We start from the raw sequence: 2,886 nt of genomic DNA, 5'->3' as shown, positions 1-2,886 counted from the left end.
GTTAATGGATGTGGAGTCTCGCCACATAATAAAAAGGTAGAAATATATTTAATATATTCCTACCTTTGATTTTATTGAGTTTAGCATCTATGATCTAAATATCACAGAAGGTAGTTTTCTTTTATACTTCTATATCTTTCCCTTCTGCTACCACTGTATCTCGCCACAACACAAGTAGTTTTCTAAATTCAGAGGTCTCAATTTTACATTGGTTATTTGGAGCACTCATAAATAAGTTAATAGCACTGGTGTAATTAGGTTCAATGTAGACTGCTGCTACGTTCCCTTCTATTTCATATTGCGGAACTTTTTGGTCTACTACATTATCTAAAATTTGTATATACTCATCTGCTTCATCATCTAAAATATCTTCCAAGAAATGAGAAATTATAGAAATTTCTTTTGGCAAACGTATTCTTAATCCGCCAAGTCCATCACGATAAAATTCGTATGTATATTTCATTTTTTACCTCCTAGTATAAACAGGATATGCTGTTATTATCTCATTATTTTGTATAATCATTTCTACTTTAAATCCGTGGGATGTTTGTCCTACATATCTAACTGTATCGACTTGAATCTTATTATCGTATGCTTCTTTGATAGAATCAAGTACCTGTACTCTATCCCAATCCTTAGGGAAAAATGAAGAAAGCGCGTTTTTTGTTTCACCGTCTACTTTTACTTTTGCTCTATATACTCCCGCAGAATTTGGTGCATGGGTAATTCTAACTATTTCTCCTCCACCCATCATACTTTCATGGTGATATCCAACAGCTTTTAGTCCCCACCATTTTTGTTTTAGTTCCCCATGAAAAAGGTGCTCCATAAGTGATGAATCAAAACTATACGGAACATTGCCACCATTAGTTCTGCTACTATTAATTCTTCCACTACTAGCAAATTGATAGGTAGAGAGTTTTTCTTCAGCTTGTTTAAAGTCTGGTGTGTCAAATCTAGATCGCAAACCATCTCCACCAGCAAAAGCAAATCGATCTTTTAATGGTAAGTGGCTTGAAATATAAGGTGTATCACCTGAAAATTTCGTTAACTTTACAGAGTCTCCAAGGGAAGTTACTTTTCCAATTTGGCCTGCTCCTTTATCTCCAAGCCATCCTAAACCAAACTCCATAAAAATATTTGTTCCCCATTGTGTACGACTTTCAGCATCGCCATGCCAAAATTCATTCATAAAAGTGTCTGAAAAAGTATTTATCATGGTATATGCGGTTTCTATAGGATGACCTGCAGCATACTTTAGGTTCTCCTTTGTTACTGTATCGTCTAACGAATTGTATGTCTCTACTAAACCACCAATAAATTCTCCAGATCCATTCCAAACCCCTTTTATAAACTTTTCTAGTATATTCTTTTCCGAAGAACTACCTAATAGTATACCAGATTCAATTAGATTATTTGTTTTTATACTATTATCTAATCGAATATTATTATCTAGATATTCATGAATAGAATCTGCCCATTCCATATTTATTCTTTGTGTACTAAATGTACCACTTGCAGGGCTAAAGCCTTTTCCACTTTGAACTTCAGCTAGGCCTGCAGCGATACTAGCCGCTAATTGAATCGCGGTAGCATAGTTATTACTAGATGTTTGATTAAATTCATATAGATGTTCTAACTTTTCCTGGATTTTACGGCGCATCTCAATAAATAGGTTAACCATTGCATCCATATCCGGTAGTGGCATAATTTGTTTTGTAACTTCAATACTTGCTATCATTCGGTCAATCTCTCGGATTTGTTCTAATAGTTCTTGTTCAACTACATCTGTTGAGGCGACTCTTGATTGAAACTCAGCAGGAAAAGATTCATTCTGATGGAGTAATTCTTCACATAGGTAAATAATCCCCTGTGCTAAAGGAAGAAACGTTTCTGCAAAATACATTTTCGCACTATCATAAGTCTGACCCTGTAGGACAGAATCATTCACAAAACTGTCGATAGATTGGATTACTTGCTCCATACTTTGTATAGTAGCAGTACAAAAAGCATACATAGTGTTTGTTTGGGATTGTACCTCTCCAAGATACATATTTAAACTCATAAATTGGCCTCCCTAGCAAGTTTTTGTTTTTGATGAGTGAGGTCATTTTCTAGATTGTATAATTTTTGTTTCTCTTGAATTAATGTTTCCTTTTGTTCTTCTAATTTATAAGAAAGGCTTCTTTCAATTTGTTGAGTTTCTAATTGTATATTGGTAAAAAAGCGAAAGAGTTCTTTATCACCATGCCATGTTTCTAAAATACGATGAAAAAAGCGATGGCTGCGTATTTTTAATTCTTGAAAGTCTGCTTCTGCTTGTTCTTGTGTTTGTATTGCGTGTTGATTTTGGTATTGTTCCTCGGATAGATTCATTAGATTTTGACTCAAGACCTTCATTTTTTGTTCTATTTCTTGATTCATTTTTTCCGCCTACCTTTTTGCTTATATATAAGTTAACAGAAGGGATAAAGAAAAAATTCTTAAAAAAGCTAAAAATTCTTCTGTAATTCGTTGTCCATTCGTTCAAACTCTGTTGCTACAGACTGTATATTGTCAATGGATTGCTGAAAGGCAGCAAGAAATTGTCTAGTTAATTCTAAGGCTTGTTGGTTTGCTTCCTGTGCTTTGTAATTAACGGTTAAAGTTGTACGTGTTGCGTGCGTTATTGATTTACCTGTTGCATTTTGAATTGCGTCAGAAGCTGATCTCATTTGAGTAGCAATTTGTTCAGCTTTTTGAACATTACTTTGAAAGATTGCCATTATAATATAACTCCTTACTTCAATATGTTTTTTAATAGTAAAAAGAAAGGGCTATGTATTTTATTATGTTTAATATTAAATTAGCAGTATTTTCATATGTTATAAAACATAGCCTTATATT

General features: G+C 33.6%; 4 protein-coding genes. All 4 read right to left on the bottom strand.

The window, feature by feature from the left end:
- Positions 1–121: 121 nt before the first annotated feature.
- The 4 genes from ABWK52_RS27535 to ABWK52_RS27520 all read right to left on the bottom strand — a co-directional run bounded on the left by ABWK52_RS27535 (position 122) and on the right by ABWK52_RS27520 (position 2,765).
- Positions 122–463 carry a hypothetical protein gene (locus ABWK52_RS27535; RefSeq protein ID WP_000878117.1) on the bottom strand — a complete coding sequence of 114 codons (342 nt, stop codon included), beginning with the start codon at positions 461–463 and terminating at the stop codon, positions 122–124.
- 3 nt (positions 464–466) lie between these two features.
- On the bottom strand, positions 467–2,065 hold the full coding sequence (locus tag ABWK52_RS27530) for an EndoU domain-containing protein (protein ID WP_061663102.1): 1,599 nt from the start codon (positions 2,063–2,065) through the stop codon (positions 467–469).
- On the bottom strand, positions 2,062–2,424 hold the full coding sequence (locus tag ABWK52_RS27525) for a DUF3958 family protein (protein WP_061663103.1): 363 nt from the start codon (positions 2,422–2,424) through the stop codon (positions 2,062–2,064). The genes ABWK52_RS27530 and ABWK52_RS27525 overlap by 4 nt, the downstream gene beginning before the upstream one ends.
- A 68-nt stretch (positions 2,425–2,492) precedes the next feature.
- Positions 2,493–2,765 (bottom strand): TIGR04197 family type VII secretion effector, encoded by a 273-nt coding sequence (locus tag ABWK52_RS27520; protein WP_061663104.1) that lies wholly within the window; start codon positions 2,763–2,765, stop codon positions 2,493–2,495.
- Positions 2,766–2,886 lie beyond the last annotated feature (121 nt).

It is taken from the genome of Bacillus sp. AP50, from assembly GCF_040492675.1.
GTDB classification, from domain to species: Bacteria; Bacillota; Bacilli; order Bacillales; family Bacillaceae_G; genus Bacillus_A; species Bacillus_A cereus.
Note: the sequence above shows the minus strand (reverse complement) of the source record. Positions and strands in the feature narration are given on the sequence as shown.